We start from the raw sequence: 19,527 nt of genomic DNA on the forward strand, positions 1-19,527 counted from the left end.
AGCGACCACTTGCCGCGAGGCGAGCATGGCGGGCCGGTGTCACTTACATCGTGGAGTACACCCTGGAGTTTCACCCGCGTGTCAGCAGGCCTTCACCGGCGAACGGTGGGGGCCTGCTTCTGTTGGGCGCGCCCACTGTTAAGGTCTTTCGCGCCGCCGTGCGGCGGACCCGGCCCCACGGTGTCCCGGGACCCTGTCGCGGGCCGGGGGCGCGGGTTCCGTAGATAAAGGTCTTTACCCGTTACCTGCGGGTAGGTGCGACCATCTGTAGGCCGCGTCGGAACGTGCGTTCCCGCGGGGCGGCAATGCGGCTAGGGAAAGAAGAGGAACTCGGTCATGGCAACGGCGCCCAGCGTCTCGTACTCGATGACGGTCCGGCTGGAGGTCCCCGCGAGCGGTACCGCGGTCTCCCAGCTCACCACGGCCGTGGAGTCCTCCGGTGGCTCGGTGACCGGCCTGGACGTGACCGCCTCCGGCCACGAGAAGCTGCGGATCGATGTCACCATCGCCGCGACCTCCACGGGCCACGCGGACCAGATCGTGGAGGAACTGCGGGGGATCGAGGGGGTGACCCTCGGCAAGGTCTCCGACCGTACGTTCCTGATGCACCTCGGCGGCAAGATCGAGATGCAGTCGAAGCACCCCATCCGTAACCGTGACGATCTCTCGATGATCTACACGCCGGGCGTGGCCCGGGTCTGCATGGCGATCGCGGAGAACCCCGAGGACGCCCGCAGGCTCACCATCAAGCGCAACTCCGTGGCGGTCGTCACGGACGGCTCCGCCGTGCTCGGGCTCGGCAACATCGGCCCCAAGGCCGCGCTGCCGGTCATGGAGGGCAAGGCGGCCCTGTTCAAGCGCTTCGCCGGCATCGACGCCTGGCCGCTCTGCCTGGACACCCAGGACACCGACGAGATCGTCGCGATCGTCAAGGCGATCGCCCCCGGCTTCGCGGGCATCAACCTGGAGGACATCTCCGCGCCCCGCTGCTTCGAGATCGAGGCGCGGCTGCGCGAGGCGCTGGACATCCCGGTCTTCCACGACGACCAGCACGGCACCGCGATCGTGGTGCTCGCCGCGCTGACCAACGCGCTGCGCGTCGTCGGCAAGTCCGTCGGCGACGTACGGGTCGTCATGTCCGGGGCCGGCGCCGCCGGTACGGCCATCCTCAAGCTGCTGATCGCGGCCGGCGTCAAGCACGCGGTCGTCGCCGACATCCACGGCGTGGTGCACGCGGGCCGCGCGGACCTGGTCGAGGCGGCCCCCGAGTCGCCGCTGCGCTGGATCGCCGACAACACCAACCCCGAGGCCGTCACGGGCACCCTCAAGGAGGCCGTGGTCGGCGCCGACGTCTTCATCGGCGTCTCCGCCCCGAACGTCCTGGACGGCGCCGACGTCGCCGCCATGGCGGACGACGCGGTCGTCTTCGCGCTGGCCAACCCGGACCCCGAGGTCGACCCGGCGATCGCCCGCGAGACCGCGGCCGTGGTGGCCACGGGCCGCTCCGACTTCCCCAACCAGATCAACAACGTGCTGGTCTTCCCCGGCGTCTTCCGCGGCCTCCTGGACGCCCAGTCCCGTACGGTCAACACGGAGATGATGCTCGCCGCGGCGACCGCCCTCGCGGACGTCGTCACCGAGGACGAGCTGAACCCGAACTACATCGTGCCGTCCGTCTTCAACGACAAGGTCGCCGGTGCGGTCGCGGGCGCGGTGCGTGACGCGGCGGCGAAGACCGCCGAGGCCGGCGCGGCCCCGTCGGTGTGACCATGCCCACCCCGGGCCGGTCACGGTAGCGGCCACTGCGGTACATCTCACGTCCGTCCGGTGCCCGGCGCGTCGCGATTCGCCGGGCCAGGCGGGCCCCTCTAGGGTGGCGGACCATGAGCCCCGCGGCTCCAGGGAGGTTTCAGGGCCTCCGGCGGGCTCATGGGCCCCCAAGGCTCCAAGGAGTCTCCACAGAGTCGACGGAACGTCACGACGACGAGGCAGTGGCGCTCTTCGTCCGGCTCCGGAGGGTGCCGGATTGGCTTTCCCGCCGCTGGTGGGGGCAGGATGCGTATTCGGGCGCGAGGGTCTGTCAGCAGACCCGGGTCCGGGGACTGTCCGAGGGCCCTGGCAGCATCGGCTTCGATCTCACGCCTCACAGGCAAGAAGAACACGGGAGTACAAACATGAACCGCAGTGAGCTGGTGGCCGCCCTGGCCGACCGCGCCGAGGTGACCCGCAAGGACGCCGACGCTGTGCTGGCCGCTCTCGCCGAGACGGTCGGCGAGGTCGTCGCCAAGGGCGACGAGAAGGTCACCATCCCCGGCTTCCTGACCTTCGAGCGCACCCACCGTGCCGCTCGCACCGCTCGTAACCCGCAGACCGGCGACCCGATCCAGATCCCGGCCGGCTACAGCGTGAAGGTCTCCGCGGGCTCCAAGCTCAAGGAAGCCGCCAAGGGCAAGTAAGCGCCACGGGGAGCACGTAACGGCACCCCGGCCCCAGGCGACGCACGGAGGCGGCTCCCCGACCGGGGAGCCGCCTCCGCTGTGTTGTGTCCGTCCTCCCGGCCCCCGCGGCCGCCCCCGGGCCCTGGTCTCCCGTCAGAGGGCCCCGGGCGCCACCCGCGAACGCCGGTGGCCCCCGCTCCGGGGAGCGGGGGCCACAGCGGCGCGGGACGGGACGGTCAGACGAGCGCGCCGCCCGGCAGCTCGACCTTCGCGCCCAGCTCCACCAGCTTGTCCATGAAGTTCTCGTAACCGCGGTTGATCAGATCGATCCCGTGCACCCGGGACGTGCCCTGTGCCGCCAGAGCCGCGATCAGATACGAGAAACCGCCCCGCAGGTCGGGGATGACCAGATCGGCGCCCTGGAGCCGCGTGGGGCCCGACACGACCGCGGAGTGCAGGAAGTTCCGCTGCCCGAAGCGGCAGTCCGAGCCGCCCAGGCACTCCCGGTAGAGCTGGATGTGCGCGCCCATCTGGTTGAGCGCCGAGGTGAACCCGAGCCGCGACTCGTACACCGTCTCGTGGACGATGGAGAGCCCCGACGCCTGCGTCAGCGCCACCACCAGCGGCTGCTGCCAGTCGGTCTGGAAACCGGGGTGCACGTCCGTCTCCAGCGCGATCGCGTTGAGCGAGCCGCCCGGATGCCAGAAGCGGATGCCCTCGTCGTCGATCTCGAACGCGCCGCCCACCTTGCGGTAGGTGTTGAGGAACGTCATCATCGACCGCTGCTGCGCGCCGCGTACGTAGATGTTCCCCTCGGTGGCCAGCGCGGCCGACGCCCAGGACGCGGCCTCCAGACGGTCCGGCAGCGCCCGGTGCGTGTAACCGTCCAGCCGGTCGACCCCGGTGATCCGGATCGTCCGGTCGGTGTCCATCGAGATGATCGCGCCCATCTTCTGGAGCACGCAGATCAGATCCTCGATCTCCGGCTCCACCGCGGCGTTCGACAGCTCCGTGACGCCCTCGGCCAGCACGGCCGTCAGCAGCACCTGCTCCGTCGAGCCGACCGACGGGTACGGCAGCCGGATCTTCGTGCCGCGCAGCCGCTGCGGGGCCTCCAGATACTGTCCGTCCGCGCGCTTCTCGATCGTCGCGCCGAACTGGCGCAGCACGTCGAAGTGGAAGTCGATCGGCCGGCCGCCGATGTCGCAGCCGCCGAGACCGGGGATGAACGCGTGACCGAGCCGGTGCAGCAGCGGTCCGCAGAAGAGGATCGGGATACGGGACGAACCCGCGTGCGCGTCGATGTCGGCGACGTTGGCACTCTCGACATGCGTCGGGTCGAGGATCAGCTCGCCCGGTTCGTCGCCCGGGCGCACGGTCACACCGTGGAGCTGGAGCAGTCCCCGCACCACCCGCACGTCGCGGATGTCGGGCACATTGCGCAGCCGGCTCGGGCCGCTGCCGAGAAGGGCGGCGACCATGGCCTTCGGCACCAGGTTCTTCGCGCCGCGGACCCGGATCTCGCCCTCCAGCGGGGTGCCGCCGTGAACAAGCATTACATCGTCAGTGCCGGTCATGAATCTCGCGTTCCGGAGTGGGCGGGCGGGTGGCCAAGGAAAAGGGTACGGCTCCGCACCCCCTGTGCCGTAAGGCCCGGGCGGCGGCGGATACGTAATGGACACGTAAGGGAACACCCTTGATACGTACGGTGGAACGTCCCTCGCGCAGGGTCACCGCCACGGCTCCCCGCCGCCCGTGCGCTCCCGTTGCCGCCGTGCGCCCTGAGCTGCGCGCACGCCCACTGTGCCGGGCGCGCCCCGCGGACGGCGAATATGCGGGATCATGTCTCGCATGACCGAGGTGTCCTCGCTCACAGGGCGGCTGCTTGTCGCGACACCCTCCCTGGCGGACCCGAATTTCGAGCGCGCGGTCGTCCTGCTGCTCGATCACGACGACGAGGGCTCGCTCGGCGTCGTCCTCAACAGGCCCACGCCGGTGGGTGTCGGGGACATCCTGGAGCCCTGGGGCGAGCTGGCGGGCGAGCCGGGCGTGGTCTTCCAGGGCGGACCCGTCTCGCTGGACTCGGCGCTGGGGCTCGCCGTGATCCCGGGCGACGAGGGGCCGTTGGGGTGGCGCAGGGTGTACGGGGCGATCGGCCTCGTCGACCTGGAGACCCCGCCGGAGCTGCTGGCACGGGCGCTCGGCTCGCTGCGCATCTTCGCCGGGTACGCGGGCTGGGGCCCCGGTCAGCTCGAAGGGGAGCTGCGCGAAGGCGCGTGGTACGTGGTGGAGTCCGAGCCGGGGGACGTCTCGTCACCGCGCCCGGAGAGCCTGTGGCGGGCGGTGCTGCGCAGACAGCGCGGCGAGCTGGCGATGGTCGCGACGTACCCGGACGACCCCTCCCTCAACTGAAGGGGCTACGGTGGCCGGGCGGGCCACCGGGGTGACAGCCGGCGTACGGGCCGGCGAGCGGCGGCCGACGGGGTGACATGCGCGCCCGGGACGGTGGCTTGAACTCGCCACCCGGCGGTCCGCGCCCGGCGTGTCGGCACGACGGGCGCCCGTCCGGCTGCGGAGTGCACGGACCCGGCTACTCCGTGATGCCTCAGGCGTGGGTACCCTTGGTTCCCATGAGCACTCTTGAGCCCGATCGCGGGGCAGGTACAAGCACCCTCGTGGAGCCGACACCCCAGGTGTCGCACGGCGACGGCGACCACGAGCGCTTCGCCCACTACGTCCAGAAGGACAAGATCATGGCGAGTGCGCTCGACGGCACTCCCGTGGTCGCGTTGTGCGGAAAGGTCTGGGTGCCGGGGCGCGACCCCAAGAAGTACCCGGTCTGTCCGATGTGCAAGGAGATCTACGAGTCCATGGGCCCCGGCGGGGACAAGGACAAGGGGAAGAGCGGCAAGGACAGCGGCAAGAAGTAGCCGCCGCCCGCCTTCCGTTCCGTACGGCCCCCGGGGCACCGCGTGTACGCGGTGCCCCGGGGGCCGTACGCGTTCCGTGCGCATCCCGCGTGTGCGTCACCGCGCGTTTCCTGAAATGTCTCCCGTTCGGCCCTGGGCGGTGCCCCGGACGAGGTGGGGGCGTTCGTCGGTACGGCGTCACGAATTGGTTGAGACCACTTGTGGGCGCGTTCCGGACGCGCTTAATCTCCCTGCCAGTTGTGCGGCACGAAACGCTCGTTGCGCAAGATGCAACGCCGACCTGTAGGGATTCGGGATGAAGCTCACTGTTCGCATGGCCACCCCGGTCGCGGCACTGGTGCTCGCCGGCCTCACCGCCACCGGCTGCGCCCCGGGGACCTCCGACACCAGCGCGACCAAGGACGAGAAGAGCGGCACCCTGCGCGTCTGGCTCTTCCAGGAGGTCGGCAACAAGCCCAAGGAGAAGGTCGTCGACGCGGCGGTCGCCGCGTTCCGTGAGCAGCACGCGGGAACGGAGGTCGAGGTCGAGTACATCCCGGTCGAGACCCGCGCCCAGCGCGTCAAGGCCGCGTTCAACGACCCGAAGAGCGCCCCCGACCTGATCGAGTACGGCAACACCGACACGGCCGGATACGTGAAGGACGGCGGGCTCGCCGATGTCACGGCGGAATTCAACGCCTGGGACGAGGCCAAGGACACCGACGCGACGGCCCGGCAGTCCGTCACCGTCGGCGGCAAGATCTACGGGGCGCCGCTCTTCGTCGGCGTCCGCGCCCTGTACTACCGCACCGACGTCTTCAAGGACCTGAAGCTCACACCGCCCACATCCCAGGCAGAGCTGATCTCCACGGCCAAGAAGGTCCACCGGTCGAAGCCGGGGCTGTACGGGCTCGCGGTCGGTGGCGCGTACACGTACGGGGCCATGCCGTTCCTCTGGGCGAACGGCGGCGAACTGGCCGAGGAGAGCGCCGGTGGTACGTACAAGGCCACCGTCAACAGCCCCGCCGCCCGCAAGGGCATCGAGGCGTACACCTCCCTCTTCGGCGACGACAACTGCCCCGCCGCCAAGTGCGCCTCGATGGGCGGCAACGCGACGGTGACGGCCTTCGCCTCGGGGAAGGCCGCGATGGCGATCGGAGGCGATTTCAGCCATTCGGCCGTCGAGGCGGGAGTGGTGAAGGGCGCGTACGCGGTCGTGCCGCTGCCCGGCGTCGAGGCGGGATCGATCGCACCGGCCTTCGCGGGCGGCAACAACATCGGTGTCCTCAGGTCCACGTCGCACCGCACGCTCGCCGTGGATCTGATGAAGGAGTTCACCGGCAAGGAGACCCAGGCGAAGATGTTCGACGCGATGGGCTTCCTGCCCACGTACACGGACGTGCTGGCCGACTCGGCGCGTAAGCAGCCGTTCATCGAGCCCTTCGTGAAGACGCTGGGCGCGGGCGCCAGGTTCGTTCCGGCGTCGCCCGGCTGGGCCGAGATCGATGCCTCGCTGGTCCTGCCGACGATGCTGCAAGAGGTGGTGAGCGGCCGTAAGGACGTCGCCGCGGCGTCGGACGACGCGGCGAAGAAGATGGACGCGGCGTTCAACGCCGCGGGCTGAGCGCGATGACGAAGGCCACAGGACCGGCCGCCGGGGCGGCGCGGGACCGTACCGCCGCGGGGGAGCCCGGAACCGCCGTACGGGTCCCCTCCGGGCCCGCTTCGGGGGACCCGGCCGGCGGCGCCGTCGGCGCCGCCTCCGGGCCCGCTTCGGGGCGTACGTCCCGTCCGGCTTCCCGTCCCGCTTCCCGGCGGGCCGCTCGCCGGCCGGGACAGGCGGGGTGGACGCCCTGGCTCTATCTCGCGCCCGCGCTCGTCGTCCTCGGCGGACTGCTGGTCTACCCGATCTACCAACTCGGTCTGATCTCGTTCCTGGAGTACACCCAGGCCCAGGTCAGCGGCGGGGAGCCGACCACCTTCAAGGGGTTCGGCAACTACGCCACGCTCTTCGCCGACGGCCAGTTCTGGCAGGTGCTGCTCGCGACCGTCCTGTTCGCCGCTGCGTGCGTCGTCACCACGCTCGGCGTGGGCTGCGCGCTCGCCGTCCTGCTGACCCGGGTACGGGCCGTGCCTCGGCTGGCGCTGATGCTCGCCGCGCTCGGTGCCTGGGCCACTCCCGCGATCACCGGTTCCACCGTCTGGGTCTTCCTCTTCGACCCGGACCACGGCCCCGTCAACCGGCTGCTCGGGCTGGGCGACTTCTCCTGGACGTACGGCCGGTACAGCGCGTTCACACTCGTCCTGCTCGAAGTCGTCTGGTGTTCGTTCCCGTTCGTGATGGTGACCGTCTACGCGGGCATCCGGGCGATCCCCGCGGAAGTGCTGGAGGCGGCCTCGCTCGACGGGGCCTCGCAGTGGCGGACCTGGCGCTCGGTCACCGCGCCGATGCTGCGGCCGATCCTGGTGGTCGTCACCATCCAGTCCATCATCTGGGACTTCAAGGTCTTCACCCAGATCTATGTGATGACCAACGGCGGGGGCATCGCCGGACAGAATCTCGTACTCAACGTCTACGCCTATCAGAAGGCCTTCGCGTCCTCGCAGTACAGCCTGGGCTCGGCGATCGGTGTGGTCATGCTGCTGATTCTGCTGGCGGTCACACTCGTCTATCTGCGCCTGATCCGACGCAGGGGAGAAGAACTGTGAACCAGCCCGGCATCCGTCCCGGCATCCGTTCCGTCACGAGTTCCGGTACGACTCCCGGTGCGCGTCCCGGTACGAGTCCCGACATGCGTCTTGGTATGCGCCTTGGGGTACGGCGTCCCTGGCGGCTCCTCGCCGAGGCCTCCGCCCTCCTCATCGCCGTGATCGTGGCTTTCCCGCTGTACTGGATGGTCCTCTCCGCGGTCAAACCCGCAGGGGAGATCCAGTCGGCCGAGCCACGCCCGTGGACGCTCTCCCCGTCGCTCGACTCCTTCCGGCGCGTCTTCGAACAGCAGGAATTCGGCCGGTACTTCCTCAACAGCCTCGCGGTCGCGGGGACGGTGGTGATCGCCTCCGCGCTCATCGCCTTTCTCGCCGCGACGGCGGTGACCCGCTTCCGCTTCCGGTTCCGTACGACCCTGCTCATCATGTTCCTCGTCGCGCAGATGGTGCCGATCGAGGCGCTGACCATCCCGCTGTTCTTCCTGATGCGGGACGCGGGGCTGCTCAACACCCTCGGCTCGCTGGTCCTGCCGCATCTCGCGTTCTCGCTGCCCTTCGCCGTCTGGATGCTGCGGGGATTCGTCAAGGCGGTCCCCGAGGCGCTGGAGGAGGCCGCGTACATCGACGGCGCGAGCCGTACCCGGTTCCTGTGGCAGATCCTTTTCCCGCTGGTCTTTCCCGGGCTGGTCGCGACGAGCGTCTTCTCGTTCATCTCGACCTGGAACGATTTCCTGTTCGCCAAATCCTTCCTCATCAGCGACACCTCCCAGTCGACGCTGCCCATGGCGCTGCTGGTCTTCTTCAAACCGGACGAGAACGACTGGGGTGGGATCATGGCCGCTTCCACCGTGATGACCGTTCCGGTACTGGTTTTCTTCGTGCTCGTACAGCGGCGCCTGGTCTCCGGACTCGGCGGCGCGGTCAAGGACTGACGAACGGCGCGGTCACGGCCCGCCGGCCCGACGACCGGGACCGGGACAGGACCGAGACCCGGACAGGGACCGGGGCTGAGGCCGGGGCCCAACGGGAAGAGTGAGACCAGTGAGACGAGTGAGACCGAGGAGGACCACACGATGGATCTGATCCCGGACCCCCGGCGCGCCTGGCCGGCCCCGAACGGACGCGGAGCGGACGCGTATCCGCTCGACAGCGGGACCGCCGTCGAGGCGGGACCCGGTACGGAGGGCGTCGCCCGGTGGTTCCGTACCGCCGTCGGCGCCGCGACCGGGCTGCCGTTCCCGGAGAGCGGCCCCGACGACAACCGGATCGTCCTGGGGATCAGCGAGGACATCGGCCGCGAACTGGGCCCCGAGGGCTACCGCCTCACCGTCTCCACCGACGCCGTCCGGCTCGACGGCGGCAGCGCCGCCGGGGTCTTCTGGGCCGCCCAGACCCTCCGTCAGCTCCTCGGCCCCGACGCGTACCGGGCGGCGCCGCTCGACGCCGGGCGCCACTGGTCCGTACCGATGACGGTCATCGAGGACGCGCCCCGCTTCGCGTGGCGGGGGATGATGCTCGACGTCTCACGCCACTTCACCCCCAAGGACGACATTCTGCGGTGGCTGGATCTGCTCGCCGCCCACAAGCTGAACGTCTTCCACTTCCATCTCACCGACGACCAGGGCTGGCGCGTCGAGATCAGGAGCCGGCCGCGGCTGACCGAGGTGGGCGCCTGGCGGGGCCGCACCAAATGGGGGCACCGCGCCTCGGACCTGTGGGACGAGAGACCGCACGGCGGCTACTACACCCGGGACGACATCCGCGAAATCGTCGCGTACGCCGCCGCGCGCCATATCTCCGTCGTCCCCGAGATCGAGATCCCGGGCCATTCGCAGGCCGCCATCGCCGCGTACCCGGAACTCGGCAACACCGATGTCATCGACACGGCCTCCCTCACCGTCTGGGACACCTGGGGCGTCAATGACAACGTACTCGCCCCCACCGACAACACCCTCCGGTTCTACGAGGACGTCTTCACCGAGATACTCGATCTTTTCCCCGCCGACATCTCGCCGTTCATCCATGTCGGCGGCGACGAGTGCCCCAAGGACCAGTGGAAGCGCTCCCCGGCGGCCCAGGCCAGGATCCGCGAACTCGGCCTGGCGGACGAGGACGAACTCCAGTCCTGGTTCATCCGCCACTTCGACCGCTGGCTCGCCGCGCGCGGGCGGCGCCTGATCGGCTGGGACGAGATCCTGGAGGGCGGCCTCGCGCCGGGCGCCGCCGTCTCCTCCTGGCGCGGCTACGCGGGCGGGGTCGCCGCGGCACGCGCCGGTCATGACGTCGTCATGTGTCCGGAACAGCACGTCTACCTGGACCACCGTCAGGCGTCCGGCGAGGACGAGCCGATGCCCATCGGATACGTCCGCACCCTGGAGGACGTCTACCGTTTTGAACCCGTACCCCCGCAGCTCACCGACGAGGAGGCCGCCCATGTCCTCGGCACCCAGGCCAATGTCTGGACCGAGGTGATGCAGGACCGTTCCCGCGTCGACTACCAGGTCTTCCCGCGCCTCGCCGCGTTCGCCGAGGTCGCCTGGTCGGCCCTGCCCGCCCCCGGGGAACGTGATTTCGCCGACTTCGAACAGCGGATGACGGAGCACTACCGGCGTCTCGACGCCCTCGGGGTCGCCTACCGGCCGCCCGGCGGCCCGCTGCCCTGGCAGCGCCGGCCCGGCGTCGCGGGACGGCCGATCGAGGGGGCGCCGCCGCTGGTCTGAGCGTATCGGGCCCGGTCCCGGCCGACTTCGGGCCGGCGCCCTGCCGGCTCCCTGCCGGTCCCGACCGGTCCCGGCCGGTCCCGACCGGTTCCGGGCAACAGGAAGGCGCGCCGTACTCCGTGTCACCTCAGGCGGATAAGTCATACAACGACCGCCGAAGAGTGGCATTCCGCATGTGACGGCGAAGAGGGGTGAAAGCGGACCTTCCCCCTGGTCGGGGACGGATGCGTCCTTCGTGGACCCTCGCGTCGCCCCGCCCCGAAGATGTGCCAGAGTTGCCACGTCCGGCCTGTGAGCACGTACGGTACGGCAACACAGGCGGGACACCGGGACACCGGAAAGGGGCAGTGGGGTTGACCACGCACGCACCGCAGACGGCGCAGTTCGTGACGCTGCCGGCCTCGCTCGACGAGGCCGTGGCGGCGCTCACGGAGAGGCCTGCCGCCGTGCCCGTCGCAGGTGGCACCGACCTGATGGCGGCCGTCAACAAGGGCCAGTTGAGGCCCGCGGGACTGGTCGGCCTCGGCCGGATCAGCGAACTGCGCGGCTGGCACTACCAGGACGGCCACGCCCTGCTCGGCGCCGGTCTCACCCACGCGCGCATGGGCAGGCCCGACTTCGCGGCCCTCATCCCCGCGCTCGCCGCGTCCGCGCGCGCCGCCGGGCCGCCCCAGATCCGTAACGCCGGCACCCTCGGCGGCAACATCGCCACCGCCGCCCCGACCGGTGACGCCCTGCCCGTCCTCGCCGCGCTCGAAGCCGACCTGGTGGTCGCGGGGCCCGCCGGCGCGCGCCGCGAGATCCCCGTCTCCCACCTCCTGGCGGGACGCGAGATGCTCGCCCCCGCCGAACTCATCGGCTTCGTCCGCGTACCGCTCCTGCACGCCCCCCAGGTCTTCCTCAAGGCCACGGGACGGACCGGCCCCGGCCGCGCCACCGCGTCCGTCGCCGTCGTCCTCGACCCGGCGCGGCGCGGCGTGCGCTGCGCGGTCGGCGCGATCGCCCCGATGCCGCTGCGCCCGCTGGAGGCGGAGCGCTGGATCGCCTCGCTGATCGACTGGGACGGCGCGCGCGGACTCGCGCAGGAAGCGCTCGCCGCGTTCGGCGAGTACGTCGCCGCCGCGTGCATCCCGGACCCGCCGCCGCCCGTCGACGGAGGAGAGGCGCCGGCCCCGTCCGCCGCCGTACTGCACCTGCGGCGCACCGTCGCCGCGCTGGCCCGACGAGCACTGGGGAGGGCGCTGTCGTGACCACCAACGACCAGTCCGGATCCGGCCACGGCCCTGGCCAGGACGGCGCGCACCAGGGCGGCTGGCAGCCGGTCCCGTACGGCGGCGACTACGACGCCGAGGCGACCGCCTTCGTCCAACTGCCTCCCGAGGACACCCTGGACGCGCCCCTGGCCGCGCCGGGGCACGGCTACGTACCGCCCAGCATCGAGCCACAGGCCCCCGGCGACCCGTCACGGCCCGATCAGTCCGTGCCCGGCGGCTGGGCCGCCCAGCCCGTGGCAGGGGCCCAGGACGCCGCGTACGGGCAGGGCGGAGACTACGGCCAGGGCGGGTACGGCCACGGCGGCTACGGGCCCGGCGGTTACGAGCCGCAGGGCACGAGCCACTGGAACTTCAGCGAGGTCGTCCAGGAAGCGGGCGCGCCGTCCGCCGACGAGCCCGCCGAACCCACCGGCCAGTGGACGATTCCGGTCGCCGGGGGCGACCTCCCGGACGAATCGGGCGAGTTCAGTACCTCCGTGCTGGCCTCCCAGTGGACCGGCGAGGCCCCGCCCGCGACCCTGCCCGGCGGCGCCGCCGCGCCCTGGGCGCCGGAACCGGCCGAGGACACCTCCGTACCGGAGCCGGCCCCGGAGCCCGAGGCCGCGCCCGTACCGGAGCCGGAAGCGGCCCCCGGAACGGACCACGCGTCCGGCCACGCGTCCGGCCATGTGCCCGACCCGTCGCCCGCCCCCTCGCCCGACCACGACCTCGCCCCGCTCACCCACAGCAACGACAGCGCCGAACACCCCTCGGGCTCCTACGTCCTGCGCGTCAACGGCGCCGACCGCCCCGTCACCGACGCCTGGATCGGCGAGTCGCTCCTGTACGTGCTGCGCGAACGCCTCGGCCTCGCGGGCGCCAAGGACGGCTGCTCCCAGGGCGAGTGCGGCGCCTGCAACGTCCAGGTCGACGGCCGGCTCGTCGCCTCCTGCCTCGTCCCCGCCGCGACCGCCGCCGGATCCGAGGTCCGTACGGTCGAGGGCCTGGCCGTCGACGGCGAACCCTCCGACGTCCAGCGGGCCCTGGCGGCGTGCGGAGCCGTCCAGTGCGGCTTCTGCGTCCCCGGCATGGCCATGACCGTCCACGACCTCCTGGAGGGCAACCACGCCCCCACGGAGCTGGAGACCCGCCAGGCGCTCTGCGGCAACCTCTGCCGCTGCTCCGGCTACCGCGGCGTCCTCGACGCCGTCGGCGAGGTCGTCGCCGAACGCAAGGCGAGCGCGGAGGCCGCGGCCGCCGCCTCCGAGGAAGCGCGCGTCCCGCACCAGACACCCCCGGGGACCGGCGCCGCCGGTGACCCGACCCCGCACCCGAACCCGCACCCGCACTCGCCCGACGGAGGCATGGCGTGAGCAACGACGCGGCCACCGGGACCGCGCTCGACGGTCCCCACCAGGAGCCGCCCGCGCACGGCCTCGGAGCCTCACTCGCGCCGGCCGACGCGCGAGCGAAGACCGAGGGCACGTTCCCGTACGCCGCCGACCTGTGGGCCGAGGGCCTGCTGTGGGCGGCCATCCTGCGCTCGCCGCACCCGCACGCCCGTATCGTCTCCGTCGACACGGCCGCCGCCGCCGACATGCCCGGCGTACGCGCCGTCGTCACCCACACCGACATCCCCGGCGACTCCGCCTACGGCAGGAGCGTCGTCGACCGCCCCGTCTTCGCCGCCGACGTCGTACGCCACCACGGCGAGGCCATCGCCGCCGTCGCCGCCGACCACCCCGACACGGCCCGGCTCGCCGCCGCCGCCATCGCCGTCGAGTACGAGGTGCTCGAACCGGTCACCGACCCGGAGAAGGCGTTCGCCGCCGAACCGCTCCACCCCGACGGCAACCTCATCCGCCACATCCCGCTGCGCTACGGCGACCCCGACCTCACCGGCGAGGTCATCGTCGAAGGGCTCTACCGCATCGGCCGCCAGGACCCCGCCCCCATCGGCGCCGAAGCGGGCCTCGCCGTACCGAGACCGGACGGCGGCGTCGAGATCTACACGGCCTCCACCGACCCGCACACCGACCGCGATCTGGCCGCCGCCTGCTTCGGCCTCGAACCCGAACAGGTCAAGGTCGTCGTCACCGGCGTGCCCGGCGCCACCGGCGACCGCGAGGACCCCGGCTTCCAGATCCCGCTGGGGCTCCTCGCCCTGCGCACCGGCTGCCCCGTCAAACTCGCCGCCACCCGCGAGGAGTCCTTCCTCGGCCACGCCCACCGCCACCCCACCCTGCTGCGCTACCGCCACCACGCGGACGCCGAGGGCCGCCTCGTCAAGGTCGAGGCCCAGATCCTGCTGGACGCGGGCGCGTACGCCGACGCCTCCTCCGAATCCCTCGCGGCGGCCGTCGCCTTCGCCTGCGGCCCCTACGTCGTCCCGCACGCCTTCATCGAGGGCTGGGCCGTACGCACCAACAACCCGCCCTCCGGCCATGTCCGCGGCGAGGGCGCCATGCAGGTCTGCGCCGCGTACGAGGGCCAGATGGACAAGCTCGCCGCCAAACTCGGCCTCGAACCGGCCGAACTGCGCCTGCGCAACGTCCTCGCCACCGGTGACATCCTCCCCACCGGCCAGACGGTGACCTGCCCGGCCCCGGTGGCCGAACTGCTCACCGCCGTACGGGACTACCCGCTGCCCGCCCTCCCCAAGGACACCCCGGAAGCCGCCTGGCTGCTCCCCGGCGGCCCCGAGGGCGCGGGCGAACCGGGCGCGGTACGGCGCGGCGTCGGCTACGCGCTGGGCATGGTCCACATGCTCGGCGCCGAGGGCGCCGACGAGGTCTCCACGGCGACCGTGAAGGTCCACGACGGCATCGCCACGGTCATCTGCGCCGCCGTCGAGACCGGCCAGGGCTTCACCACCCTCGCCCGCCAGATCGTCCAGGAGACCCTGGGCATCGAGGAGGTCCAGGTCGCGCCCGTCGACACGGACCAGCCCCCGGCGGGCCCGGCGGCCCACGGCCGGCACACCTGGGTCTCGGGCGGCGCGGTCGAACGCGCCGCGAAGATGGTCCGTACGCAGCTCCTCCAGCCGCTGGCCCACAAGTTCGGGATGTCCACCGAACTGCTCCAGATCACCGACGGCAAGATCACCTCGTACGACGGCGTGCTCTCCACGACCGTCACGGAGGCGATGGACGGCAAGGAACTCTGGGCCACGGCCCAGTGCCGCCCCCACCCCACGGAACCCCTGGACGACGCGGGCCAGGGCGATGCCTTCGTGGGCATGGCCTTCTGCGCGATCCGCGCGGTGGTGGACGTCGACATCGAACTCGGCTCGATCCGAGTGGTGGAGATGGCCGTGGCACAGGACGTCGGCCGCGTCCTCAACCCTGCCCAGCTCGCCACCCGCATCGAGGCCGGCATCACCCAGGGCATCGGCACGGCCCTGACGGAGAACCTCCGCACCACCCGAGGCCTGATCCGCCGCCCCGACCTCACCGGCTACGCACTCCCGACCTCCCTGGACGCCCCGGACATCCGTATCGTCCGCCTGGTCGAGGAACGCGACGTGGTGGCCCCCTTCGGCGCCAAACCCGCCAGCGCCGCCCCGGTGGTCACCTCCCCGGCCGCGGTGGCGGCAGCGGTACGAGCGGCGACGGGCCGGCCCATCAGCCGCCTCCCGATCCGCCCCCAGGCGGCGGTGGCGGCGGCGCCGGGCGGGTAGGGCACGACCCGGACGGGCAGGACCACTCCGCACGGATGTGCTCGTCCCATGTGTGAAGGCTCCCCGGGAACGGCGTCATCAACAGGGTCCCCCCTGCCTGATGACGACGTGATTCCCGTTGCAGTCGCGACCTTGGAGTGCGAGGTGTCAGCACCACTGGCTAAGCTCAAGAGTCAGATGTTGGCAAAGGGGGGGGAGGCATCCGTGCTGATCACGGACGTCCTGATCGTGGACAACGGGGGGCCCGGGGGCCCGGGGGTTCGGGCCAGGGGGCCGGTGAACGCCGGTGAGTGACGAAAGCATGCTGCGTTCGGTCCATCCGGCGATGGCCTCCATGCTCTACGACGCCGAGTCGATGATGGACTTCAAGAAGCGCGTCGACAAGCTGATCACCAACCTGAACGACTCACCGGCCGCCCCGGACAAGGTAAGCCAGGAACCGGTGGGCCGGAGCCACTTCGGCGGGGACGGCGGCGCCTGGGCGGAAGCGAACGGCCTGTCGGCGGCGTACACCTCGGTCATCGACCAACTGAAGGACCTCTCGCAGCTCCTGGCGGATTCGCTGGAGGGCATGGGGATCGCCGTGGTCTCGTCCAAGCACGGCTACGAGGGCGAGGACGACGATATTCGGGCGCGCATGCTCCAGATCCAGAAGAACATGAAGAAGCACTACAACCCGGAGCTGGACCCGACGGCGCAGCAGAACAAGAGCCAGGGCCAGGGCCCGGGTTCGGGCTCGGGGAAGGACCAGAGCACTGAGCAGCCGGGCGACACGGCCGGTGTCGTAGCTCAGTAGGGCCGGGGCCTTCGGCGCGGGGTCGGACGGGAATCACGGAACCGCGGGGATCACGGGAACAACGGGAACCACGGGAACCACGGGAACAACGGGAACCACGGGGACTACGGGGAACAGGTAGGACATCGGGATGGCGGAGTACGGCGAACACAACGGGGGCGGCGGATCGACCTCCTTCGAAGCCATGTCTCACGAGCAGATGCTGGCGTGGCTCGACAAGGCGAACAGCGGGACGGTACAGGCGGCGGCCGACCGGCTGTCGGCCGCGGCCGCCGAAATCCGGGACATCGCCCAGCAGTTCCAGTTCCGCCCGCAACGGGTGGAGTGGGAGGGCAAGGGCAAGGACGCCTTCGAAAGCTGGGGGGCGAGCCTGGCCAGCTCGACCTACCGGCTGGCCGAGTACAGCGACGACGCCTCGAAGTGGCTCGCCCGGGCGTCCGACGCGATCGCGCTCGCGCAGAGCTCCATCCCGCGCGACGTAGCGGGCGCCAAGGGCAACCTCGCGGCGGCGACCGAACACCACAACGACCCGGACGCGGGCCTGGTGGCGCGCAAGTCCCAGGCGACGCTGGACGCGGGGGCGGAGAAGAGCCGTCTGGAAGCCGCCGACCAGATGAGGAAGCTGTCGCAGTCGTACCAGCAGGCCCAGACGGAGATGACGAAGCTGGAGGCGCCTACTTTTCAGCCGCCGCCGGGGGCGTTCGTGCCGGACGATGGCATGGTTGATAACAATGAGCAGGGCCTCGGCCGCGGCGGAAACGGCAGTGGCTCAACTACACCTGGCGGCGTTAACGCTTCGCTGTCCTCGCACAGTGAGGGCGGGGCAGTTACGCCTCAGTCCCGTGCGGCCGCAGAGCCGCCTCCGCTTGCAACGGCACCTGAGCGGTCCACCACCACGGAAATCGCTGGTGGGGCGACACCGTCGACGACGCTGACGCCTTCCTCCGCAACCCCGACCCCTCCGGTGACAGGCAGTCGCCCCGAGACGCCCGCATTGGGAATGATGCCGCCCTCATTCGGTGGAAGTCCCGCCCCGATTCCGGGACAGCCGGGCTCAGGGAGACCCAGCGCCGGAGTACGGGCTCCACTGCTGCCAGGGCAGGGCGGACCTACCGGTGGTCCGACCGCGCGGCCGCCGCAGGAGCGTGGGATTGTCGGCGGCCGGCCCATCCCGCCCAACTCGGGCCGGCCTACCGGAGGAATCCCCCGGGGCACGGTCATCGGTGGAGAGAGCTTGCACGGGCGTCCGCCGATGGCAAACGGCATGGGCAGCGGTCCGGGCGGTGTGAGCTCCGGCCAGGGAGGAGTGGCCGGGGGACGCCGGCTCGGAAGCGAGGCCGGCGGAATCGTCGGAGGCCGTCCACAGCAGCCCGGCACCACCGCCGGGCGCCCGTTCACTCCGGGAGGATCCGGCCTGGTACGCGGTGCGAACGGTGAAGGCAGACAAGCCGGTCAAGCAGCACGTGGTGGAGCCGCTGCGCCACGTTCCAACGGCACGGCACGTCGCCGTGAGGAGTCCCAGGGAAACCGTCCGGACTACCTCGTCGAGGACGAGGAGACCTGGCAGCAGGGTGGGCGACGTATCGTGCCGCCGGTCATCGACTGATGTCGCAGGGAAACGGTGTGGGAGAGCAGATGCGTATCAGCAGCCGTCCGGGGTCCCAAAGTCGGGCGATGGTTGCCGCCGTTCTGGGGGGACTACTTGTGGGCGGGGCAGTCTCGCCTGCCTACGCGGATTCCATCCGCTCACAGCAGTGGCATCTGGATGTCATGGGTGCTGAAAACATCTGGAAGGTCAGTACGGGCAAGGGTGTGACGGTGGCGGTCATCGACACCGGAGTTGATGACACGAACCCCGATCTGCAGGGGCAAGTCCTCAAAGGCAAGGACCTGACTCCGAAGGAATCGGGTGATGAGCATTCTGACCCTAAAGGGCATGGCACCAGCATGGCTGGCCTGATTGCCGGTACCGGGAAGAGCGGCGGGGGGGATGGTGCGTTCGGCCTGGCTCCGGGAGCTAAAATCCTTCCGATTCGCGTGCATGACGCCGGCTGGGACTCCAACCAGGACGCGGAAGTTGCCGAATTCAACACCTCTGTCTCGACAGCGATTCGCTATGCTGCTGATTCCGGCGCCCGAGTAATTAACATCTCGATGAGCGTGCGCGAAGGCTCCCAGGAGATGGCGGATTCCGTCAAGTACGCCCTTGGCAAGGGCTCTTTGGTATTCGCCTCCACGGGGAACAGTGGTGACTCATCTTTGGCTTACCCGGCAGCGACCCCTGGTGTTGTGGCGATCGGGGCTGTCGGTAAGGATCTCAACAAGTCTGAAGAGTCTCAGTGGGGTCCGCAAGTGGACTTTGCTGCACCTGGCATGGACATGGTTCATGCCTGTAAGACCTCGGACACGGGGCTGTGCAAATCGCACGGCACCAGTGACGCGACCGCCATTGCCTCAGCCGCCGCCGCGCTGATCTGGTCCAAGCGCCCTGAGTGGAACAACAACCAGGTGCTCCGGGCCATGCTCAACACGGCCGGTGGTCCGACGAGTGGCAACAAGCGCAATGACTATGTCGGCTACGGGGCCATCCGGCCGCTTCGAGCGATCAATACTCCCGGTAGTCTCGAACCGGCGGACGAATACCCCCTGCCGGATCTCCTAGCCGCTGAAGCCAAGTCGCCTTCTCCCTCGGCCGAGGCCTCCAAGGCCGCAGGCGCCGCCGCCGATGACAAGGCAGACACCAAGGAGTCCGCCGCCGCGTCGGACGGAGGCGGCGATACCGGTCTCTGGATCGGCGTGGGCGTGGGCGCTGCCGTGCTTCTGGGCGGTGCGGCCGCCGTACTGGTCGTCCGGTCCCGCCGTCGCGCCGCAGCGGCCTCGGCGGCGCCGGTGTCGCCGCCTGCTCCGGCTTACGCGCCGTACCCGCCTGCTTATGCTCCACCGCAGCCTGGGCAGGGGCAGGGGCAGGTGTACGGCGATCCGCGTAATGCCCCTCCCGGTTCCGGCCTTTGAGACGGCGAGTT

15 protein-coding genes are annotated in these 19,527 nt (G+C 70.8%); 14 read left to right on the top strand and 1 reads right to left on the bottom strand.

The window, feature by feature from the left end; genetic code table 11:
- Positions 1–336 precede the first annotated feature (336 nt).
- Both ACIQ7D_RS08780 and ACIQ7D_RS08785 read left to right on the top strand, forming a co-directional pair.
- On the top strand, positions 337–1,767 hold the full coding sequence (locus tag ACIQ7D_RS08780) for an NAD-dependent malic enzyme (protein ID WP_403935289.1): 1,431 nt from the start codon (positions 337–339) through the stop codon (positions 1,765–1,767).
- Positions 1,768–2,174: 407 nt separating this feature from the next.
- The gene (locus ACIQ7D_RS08785) at positions 2,175–2,456 is read left to right on the top strand and encodes an HU family DNA-binding protein (protein WP_004571953.1); all 282 of its coding nucleotides are present in this window, start codon (positions 2,175–2,177) and stop codon (positions 2,454–2,456) included.
- A 218-nt stretch (positions 2,457–2,674) separates the two neighbouring features.
- Here ACIQ7D_RS08785 and murA read toward each other — a convergent pair whose 3' ends face one another.
- On the bottom strand, positions 2,675–4,015 hold the full coding sequence (gene murA / locus ACIQ7D_RS08790) for a UDP-N-acetylglucosamine 1-carboxyvinyltransferase (protein ID WP_030355122.1): 1,341 nt from the start codon (positions 4,013–4,015) through the stop codon (positions 2,675–2,677).
- A 274-nt stretch (positions 4,016–4,289) separates the two neighbouring features.
- Here murA and ACIQ7D_RS08795 point away from each other — a divergent pair, with 274 nt between their 5' ends.
- The 12 genes from ACIQ7D_RS08795 (at position 4,290) to mycP (ending at position 19,516) form a co-directional block, all read left to right on the top strand.
- Entirely contained in the window at positions 4,290–4,850 is a 561-nt protein-coding gene (locus ACIQ7D_RS08795) for a YqgE/AlgH family protein (protein WP_403935291.1), read from the top strand.
- 218 nt (positions 4,851–5,068) lie between these two features.
- Positions 5,069–5,368, top strand: coding sequence for a DUF3039 domain-containing protein (locus ACIQ7D_RS08800; protein ID WP_329826823.1), 300 nt, complete (start codon positions 5,069–5,071; stop codon positions 5,366–5,368).
- A gap of 295 nt (positions 5,369–5,663) precedes the next feature.
- Positions 5,664–6,971, top strand: a complete 1,308-nt coding sequence (locus ACIQ7D_RS08805) for an extracellular solute-binding protein (RefSeq protein WP_403935294.1) — start codon at positions 5,664–5,666, stop codon at positions 6,969–6,971.
- Positions 6,972–6,976: 5 nt separating this feature from the next.
- Positions 6,977–8,056: a carbohydrate ABC transporter permease gene (locus ACIQ7D_RS08810; RefSeq protein ID WP_403935296.1), complete on the top strand. Its 1,080-nt coding sequence runs from the start codon at positions 6,977–6,979 to the stop codon at positions 8,054–8,056.
- Positions 8,057–8,139: 83 nt separating this feature from the next.
- Positions 8,140–8,988, top strand: a complete 849-nt coding sequence (locus ACIQ7D_RS08815; protein ID WP_403935298.1) for a carbohydrate ABC transporter permease — start codon at positions 8,140–8,142, stop codon at positions 8,986–8,988.
- A 141-nt stretch (positions 8,989–9,129) separates the two neighbouring features.
- Positions 9,130–10,776: a beta-N-acetylhexosaminidase gene (locus tag ACIQ7D_RS08820; RefSeq protein WP_403935300.1), complete on the top strand. Its 1,647-nt coding sequence runs from the start codon at positions 9,130–9,132 to the stop codon at positions 10,774–10,776.
- 353 nt (positions 10,777–11,129) lie between these two features.
- The gene (locus tag ACIQ7D_RS08825; protein WP_403935302.1) at positions 11,130–12,026 is read left to right on the top strand and encodes an FAD binding domain-containing protein; all 897 of its coding nucleotides are present in this window, start codon (positions 11,130–11,132) and stop codon (positions 12,024–12,026) included.
- Positions 12,023–13,402, top strand: a complete 1,380-nt coding sequence (locus ACIQ7D_RS08830) for a (2Fe-2S)-binding protein (RefSeq protein WP_403935304.1) — start codon at positions 12,023–12,025, stop codon at positions 13,400–13,402. Before ACIQ7D_RS08825 ends, ACIQ7D_RS08830 begins: the two co-directional genes overlap by 4 nt.
- Entirely contained in the window at positions 13,399–15,708 is a 2,310-nt protein-coding gene (locus tag ACIQ7D_RS08835; protein ID WP_403935306.1) for a xanthine dehydrogenase family protein molybdopterin-binding subunit, read from the top strand. The genes ACIQ7D_RS08830 and ACIQ7D_RS08835 overlap by 4 nt, the downstream gene beginning before the upstream one ends.
- Before the next feature lie 286 nt (positions 15,709–15,994).
- Positions 15,995–16,504: a hypothetical protein gene (locus ACIQ7D_RS08840; RefSeq protein WP_403935308.1), complete on the top strand. Its 510-nt coding sequence runs from the start codon at positions 15,995–15,997 to the stop codon at positions 16,502–16,504.
- A 130-nt stretch (positions 16,505–16,634) separates the two neighbouring features.
- Complete coding sequence (locus ACIQ7D_RS08845; RefSeq protein WP_403935310.1) at positions 16,635–18,110, top strand: hypothetical protein; 1,476 nt, start codon at positions 16,635–16,637, stop codon at positions 18,108–18,110.
- Positions 18,111–18,178: 68 nt separating this feature from the next.
- Positions 18,179–19,516 (top strand): type VII secretion-associated serine protease mycosin, encoded by a 1,338-nt coding sequence (gene mycP / locus ACIQ7D_RS08850; RefSeq protein WP_403935312.1) that lies wholly within the window; start codon positions 18,179–18,181, stop codon positions 19,514–19,516.
- Positions 19,517–19,527 lie beyond the last annotated feature (11 nt).

It is taken from the genome of Streptomyces sp. NPDC096310 (assembly GCF_044763125.1).
Classification (GTDB): Bacteria; Actinomycetota; Actinomycetes; order Streptomycetales; family Streptomycetaceae; genus Streptomyces.

Coding starts and splice junctions, on each gene's coding strand:
- ACIQ7D_RS08800 (WP_329826823.1), top strand. CDS start 5,069: ATGAGCACTCTTGAGCCCGATCGCGGGGCAGGTACAAGCACCCTCGTG.
- ACIQ7D_RS08845 (WP_403935310.1), top strand. CDS start 16,635: ATGGCGGAGTACGGCGAACACAACGGGGGCGGCGGATCGACCTCCTTC.
- ACIQ7D_RS08820 (WP_403935300.1), top strand. CDS start 9,130: ATGGATCTGATCCCGGACCCCCGGCGCGCCTGGCCGGCCCCGAACGGA.
- ACIQ7D_RS08810 (WP_403935296.1), top strand. CDS start 6,977: ATGACGAAGGCCACAGGACCGGCCGCCGGGGCGGCGCGGGACCGTACC.
- mycP (WP_403935312.1), top strand. CDS start 18,179: ATGGTTGCCGCCGTTCTGGGGGGACTACTTGTGGGCGGGGCAGTCTCG.
- ACIQ7D_RS08805 (WP_403935294.1), top strand. CDS start 5,664: ATGAAGCTCACTGTTCGCATGGCCACCCCGGTCGCGGCACTGGTGCTC.
- ACIQ7D_RS08785 (WP_004571953.1), top strand. CDS start 2,175: ATGAACCGCAGTGAGCTGGTGGCCGCCCTGGCCGACCGCGCCGAGGTG.
- ACIQ7D_RS08780 (WP_403935289.1), top strand. CDS start 337: ATGGCAACGGCGCCCAGCGTCTCGTACTCGATGACGGTCCGGCTGGAG.
- ACIQ7D_RS08795 (WP_403935291.1), top strand. CDS start 4,290: ATGACCGAGGTGTCCTCGCTCACAGGGCGGCTGCTTGTCGCGACACCC.
- murA (WP_030355122.1), bottom strand. CDS start 4,015: ATGACCGGCACTGACGATGTAATGCTTGTTCACGGCGGCACCCCGCTG.
- ACIQ7D_RS08815 (WP_403935298.1), top strand. CDS start 8,140: ATGCGTCTTGGTATGCGCCTTGGGGTACGGCGTCCCTGGCGGCTCCTC.